Genomic DNA, 6,138 nt, shown 5'->3' with positions numbered 1-6,138 from the left:
ACAGTATCCAGACTGGGATGAAGAAGATTTTGACTATGAATAATGCGTTGTTTGGACATGACGAGAGTTAATTTTATAGGAAGTTAAGACTGTTTTTCTATCTCCATGGTTTTCTTTTTCATTTGTCTTTTTGTTTTTTCAAGTTGACAGGCAGCATCTCTTCTTTCCATTTTCGTCAGTAATTCCAATGAACACATCCGCTTTTCTGCTTCCTGTTGCTTTTTCAGTGCCTCTTCAACAGCCTCCACAGAAGACTGTACTACCATTTTCTCCAGTTTAGATTTCCGGTCCTGTACGTCTCTTATTTTTTCTTCGAGCTGCTCTTGCTCTTTCCTGCTCAGCAGCCCGTTCCTGTTCCGCAGATCGTCGTTGCTTCTCTGCAGCGACAGATTGATATTCTGCGTTCTGGACAATTCGGTTTGCAGTTTCTGATTTTCCTCGGTTAGCTTCTGAAGCTCGTCTTGTAGCTTCTGATTTTCGGATGAGATCTTCTGAAGATTTTCTCGAAGCTCCCGCATCCGTTCCAGATCTTTTCTCGAATTATGCAATTTTTTCCCGTTTTCATAGCTCACAGAATTTGTAACCAAGTGACAGTGGATATGGTCTTTATCCTTATGGACACTGACCACCGTCTGGAAACCAGAAAACCATTTCTCCGCAAATGCAATGCCAAATTCCAATGCCTGTTCCGGTGTAATCTTTTCATCCTTATGCCAGGAAATCACATTATGGGCATACATCCTTCCCGAATCCTTTCCCCACAATCGTTTTTCTTCCAGAAATGACTGGTACACCAGATCATAATTCACTTCTTCGTAAGGATATGGACCGATGATATGGACAAGATGCTGATCTGTTTTTCCTTCCCGGAGGACATATTCAATACAGTTTCTCATTGCCCCATGGGAATTTGTCCGCTTATTAATTGTCTTATTGATCGCCATATCTTTTCACACTCCTTCCGATATCCTGATATATTTTCGTTGAGACTGTTAAAAACATCTGCTCTGGGATAAAAACCTCCTGCATTCATATGATGCGCAATCTGGTTGAGATTGGTTGTAGCACCTCGAAGCTGCCGGTTTGTTTCTTCCAGTCTCTGATTTAATACTTTCAATTCTTCCATAACCTCTGATGATACTATCTCCACATTTTCAATCGCAGCAAGTACCACTGCCTGCTGTGTCTGTCCGGATTCTTTCATCTTCTGCCGGAGCAGGGTATATTCTTTGTCATTCATCCGTATCGTAACGGTATGGTTTTTTTTTTGTACTGTCAGTCGGTTCTCCTGTTACTGCCATTTTGTAATTAGCTAAAAACTGTCTGCAAAATCCAATGCCGCATCCATATCTGCCTCCTGTTCCCAGTCCAGCGTATTATCTGTAGCCTCATTATCTGGTTTCTCCATCGTCATTGCCATATTCGGCAAATTATTATCTCCTACCGATTCCTTCACAAACGGTACAAGCATTTCCAGAAGATTCTTCGCCATAGCCATCGGGACGGATTCCTTCACACCATCCCGGATAGCTGTTTCCACTCTTTCCAGAAACGCATCTTCCTTTTCTCTGGTTTCCAGATACGGATCAGCTTCCTTTCGATATATTCTGGAGAAGTAATCATTCAAAGCCACCACAACCGCTCTGGTATAGGACTTATACTTCTGCCTGTCCATTGTCTGCAAATATTCCCATGCCTGTCTGTCCTGTTCATCACAGTTTTCTCTTTGGAGATTACTGTCTACCATCGCAATGATTGACTGGTCATCGTCCAAATCACGGATAATGGCTGGCACTTCTTCCATACCTGCCCATATGGCTGCCGCCTTTCTTCTGTGTCCTGCGATAATTTTATAACCGTCACCATCCGTATTATGGCGGATTAACAGCGGAACCAGAACCCCTTCCTTTTCCATGCTTTGGCGTAATTCAAACAATTCCTGATTTTGCTCCACCTTAAAAGGATGGTCTTTAAAATCATGAAGTTCTGAAACCTTTACCAGAACAATACCTGCACCCGACTCGTAATCCTTTGATGAACACATTACTCTTTTCTTTGTCATCTCAATTATCCTCCATTTAATCTGAATAAAAGAAAAGGACTCTTACCTCTCAGAAATTCTGAAAAACAAGCGTCCTTTTGACTGTTTTAACGATATTCAAATAAAAATGAAATTTTCTTTTTCATGTGTCCACTCATACCAGATGCAGAACTACCGATACCTCGATTCCGTCCATAATCTGCTTTTTTCGTCCCTGTTTACCTGTAGGTGCGAAACTCATATATCTCGCAAAGTGCCTAAAACAAAGGACTTCTACGAATTCACCCGATGTAGACAACATACAGTCTCGACACTCTTTTCGTTGAGCAACCGAATTGCATCCTTCTCTTCACCTTCATAATATATCGGAAATCTTAAGTCTATCCGCTTTAAGATGCGTCCGCTTTCTGTTCTCTCTGGAAGGATCTCCACCGACTCAATAAAGTCTCTCATGAATTCCTTCTTTTCAAGATCTGTCATTTCATAATACAATTCTTCAAAGTTCTTTAGTATTGTGTACAGATGCTGAGTAGTAATCTGTTCCCCATATGCTCCGTTGATTTTATCATCCACATCAGCAATGGCATCCTCTAACTCAGAAATCTTATCGTACAGATTATCCAGTCTGTCCTGCATATCCTGGTACTTACGGTCGTAATGCTTATCTTCCACATCCAACCGATCTAGCATCGCCGTCAGTTTATTTTTTGCACCGACAACCTGTCTCAGCTGAGCTCTGTACTGTTCTCTTTCACTTTCCAGTCCACTAACATCAACTGTCTTTCCCATCTTCTCTTCAATTGCTTTTCTATAGCCTGGGCTGCTACTCATTTTCATTATAACAGTCTCGACCTCATGATTCAAAGCATCTTGATTGAGAGATGGCTTGAAATCACAAAAATGCTCTTCATCAATCTTTTTCCTATGCAGACACCGATAATAGAAATCATCCTTGTAATCACCCGTTTTCTTGTTCTTTCTTCTTCGAACCGTACCGGCCATACCTGTCCCACAAACCGGACATTTTACAATGCCGGATAAAATATGCTCATGCTCAAGGCTATGCGTTTTGTTCCATTTAACGCCAGTCGCTTTCCGCTTCTTCTGAGCATCATCCCAAAGATTCTGATCAATGATGGCATCATGATTACCATCCGCTACTAGATAATCATCAGCTTTCACTCTTCTGTACTGATCTCTGGTTCCCTTCACCTTTTCCGTAACGTTCTTACCATAAGCAATCTTTCCAGTGTACACCGGATTATCCAGAATGTTCTTCACGAAACCACGGGTGAAATGTGACACTTCATAATCTCGTACTCTTTTCTTACTGTAGCCGTGCTGATTCAGATAATTACAAATCGAATCAATGCCCATATCGCTGTGTACAAATTTATCATAAATCAGTTTCACAACTTCGGCTTCCTCTGGAGCCACGATCAATGTACTATTCTTACTATCCAGCTCATATCCATAGGGAGCCTGGCCACCATTCCATTTTCCTTCTCTCGCTTTCTGCCTACGTCCCTCCATGGTCTGAACCAAGATGTTTTCTCTCTCAATCTCTGCCACTGCTGATAAAACAGTGATGGTTAGCTTGCCGGAATCCTTCGAGGAATCAATGCCATCCTCCACACAAATCAGATTTACACCAAAGTCTTGGATATACTGTAATGAATTCAAAACATCCGCTGCATTTCTACCAAATCGTGAAAGTTTGAATACCAAGATATACTCCACACCGTCACGATCATCCGCTACATCCTGCAACATCTGAGTGAATTCCGGTCGCCCTGTAATATTCTTACCCGATTTACCAGCATCACAATACTCTCTTACGATTTCCATCCCCTGAAAATCAGCAAACTTTGTCAGGCGTTCTTTCTGAGCTTCCAGACTATATCCTTCTACCTGCATGGCAGTAGATACTCTGATGTAAATATAGCATTTCTTTTTCTTGCTCACTCTGCTGCCTCCTTGTACTCTATCTTTTCATCCAACATACGGAATGCTTTCAATGCATCCATAATTGCCAGTTCCTTTGTCTTAGGACACACCGGAACATGCTTTGATAGATCCGCTGGCTTATTATAAGCTTCACCAACATCAATCCCATATTTTCTCTTGATCTGAGCAATGTATAAGGATGAAACCTTTAATCCGCTTTTTTCCAAAACAAATGCCTTAATCTCAGCATAGGTTGCTTTTGCCTCTGCTACTGTAGGTCCCAGTTCTGAGCAGTCAATTGTAAAATAAACTGCATCCTCTTCTTTTGATTCAACAGATTTCTCTTCGCTCACATTAAAAGAATTCTCTTCACCGAAGTAAGCAGCAAATCGGAATGTGATACTCTTTAGTATCTTTCCACCTTCTTGCTCTTCTGGATACATTTCTATCCGATCAATGAATTGGCGATATAGATCTCTTTTCTCGAAGCAATCCATTTCCTCATAAAGCAAAGGAAAATCTTTCATCATTTTCTTGATGCTCTCAATCGACTGTTCGCTCTTTTCCAGAGAACCAATTTGCTTTTTACACCTTGAAATCTTATGTTCAATATCTTCTATCGTGTCATACGTATCATCAATCTGTTCCTGGATCCGATCATATTCAGCATCATAATCCTCAGATAAAATGTCCAAAGCATCCAATCTCTCACCAAGCTTATATTTCAAATGTTCTTGGCTGTGAAGCTGTTTGCGATAATCCTTTAGTTCCTGTTCCAAGTCATCTCTTGAAGCACGCTTTCCAAAAGCTTTCTCTATCTCCTTCTCAAAGCGTGGCATCGTAACCACCTGGCTCACAATTTCCAGAACTGCCTGATCTACCTTTTCTTGATTGTAAGTATGCTTAAAGCTACAGGTTCTCCCGGCAGCTTTACGATAATTGCGGCAGGCATAATAATGAAGCGTCTTGTAATAACCACCCTTATTATGATTCACACTTTTATTTTTCATGTGAACCATGCCACCACCACAAACCGGGCATTTCACCAAGCCAGATAGCAGGCTTACTCTATCGAGATCCTCTTTCTTTTCTCCCCAAATAGAAAGTTCTTCCCGTTTCTTTTGTGCCGCCTCCCACTGTTCTTCTGAAACAATAGGTGTATGCTTTCCAATAACGCAAATCTCTTCCTTTGGTTTGACTCGATCTCCCTTAAGATTCGTCCGCCTATTATACATAATCTTTCCACAATAGACGGGATTTGAAAGAATCATCTTAACAGAATCTGTGGTAAACGGCTTTTCCACACCTTTAACAGTCTTGGCATAACCTTTTTCATTCAGCCATCTAACAACAGCATACAATTTCAAATTATCTTGAAGGTACAGCTCATAAATCTTTTTTACGACTACTGCTTCCTCATCCACCAATACCAATTGCTTATCCTTGCAACGATATCCGTAAGGTGCAGGTCCACCTGGCCAACCACCATCCAAGATCTTCTGCATCCTTCCAGCCGAGAACTGCACATTGATGTTTTCTCTCTCAATCTCAGCTACTGCAGATAATATGGACAATGTAAGCTTACCGCCCTGAGTGGAGCTGTCGATTGCATCTTCTACGCTAACAAGATCTACGTCATAATCTGACAACAGCTGCATGGATTTCAGTACATCTGCCGCATTTCTTCCAAATCTTGAAAGCTTAAATACCAGGACATAAGAGATATTGTCCTTCTCTGATGAAATATCATCCATCATTGCCATGAATGCCGGTCTGCCCTTAATACTATGTCCAGACTTTCCGGCATCACAGTACTCTCCTGCTATCACCAAATCCTTATAATCTGCATATTGTTCAAGTTTTTCCTTCTGTGCCTCCAGGCTATAACCCTCTATCTGAGCAGCCGTAGACACTCGCGTGTATATATAACATTTTTTCTTTTTCACTGTATCACCCTTTTCGGTTGCTCATTGATAGTTCGTATTACTGTTTGGAATTTCATATTACCACCATCACGATTATTTTTCAATAGAAAAATGCGCTGATTACAAAAATGTAACGTAAGCGCTTAATTCTTGGGTAGATAGACATTTGCCTAATTCAAGCTCATAATGATGATAGTAAATAGATTTTTACTACAGTCCATGGAT

The 6,138-nt window shown here is 41.0% G+C and carries 5 protein-coding genes; all 5 read right to left on the bottom strand.

From position 1 onward, the window contains the following. Nucleotides 1–83: 83 nt before the first annotated feature. The 5 genes from ACTNC0_RS18085 to ACTNC0_RS18065 all read right to left on the bottom strand — a co-directional run bounded on the left by ACTNC0_RS18085 (nucleotide 84) and on the right by ACTNC0_RS18065 (nucleotide 5,934). The gene (locus ACTNC0_RS18085) at nucleotides 84–944 is read right to left on the bottom strand and encodes a relaxase/mobilization nuclease domain-containing protein (RefSeq protein ID WP_441088470.1); all 861 of its coding nucleotides are present in this window, start codon (nucleotides 942–944) and stop codon (nucleotides 84–86) included. Next, complete coding sequence (locus ACTNC0_RS18080; RefSeq protein ID WP_441088473.1) at nucleotides 893–1,279, bottom strand: plasmid mobilization protein; 387 nt, start codon at nucleotides 1,277–1,279, stop codon at nucleotides 893–895. The genes ACTNC0_RS18085 and ACTNC0_RS18080 overlap by 52 nt, the downstream gene beginning before the upstream one ends. A gap of 33 nt (nucleotides 1,280–1,312) precedes the next feature. Further along, nucleotides 1,313–2,062: a ParB/RepB/Spo0J family partition protein gene (locus ACTNC0_RS18075; RefSeq protein WP_441088469.1), complete on the bottom strand. Its 750-nt coding sequence runs from the start codon at nucleotides 2,060–2,062 to the stop codon at nucleotides 1,313–1,315. 252 nt (nucleotides 2,063–2,314) lie between these two features. Beyond that, the gene (locus ACTNC0_RS18070; protein ID WP_441088472.1) at nucleotides 2,315–3,958 is read right to left on the bottom strand and encodes a recombinase family protein; all 1,644 of its coding nucleotides are present in this window, start codon (nucleotides 3,956–3,958) and stop codon (nucleotides 2,315–2,317) included. A gap of 44 nt (nucleotides 3,959–4,002) precedes the next feature. After that, nucleotides 4,003–5,934: a recombinase family protein gene (locus ACTNC0_RS18065; protein ID WP_441088468.1), complete on the bottom strand. Its 1,932-nt coding sequence runs from the start codon at nucleotides 5,932–5,934 to the stop codon at nucleotides 4,003–4,005. Nucleotides 5,935–6,138: the final 204 nt, after the last annotated feature.

The organism is Blautia sp. HCP3S3_B11 (assembly GCF_052064435.1).
GTDB lineage: Bacteria > Bacillota > Clostridia > Lachnospirales > Lachnospiraceae > Blautia_A.
This window is presented reverse-complemented; position numbering and strand designations above follow the sequence as displayed.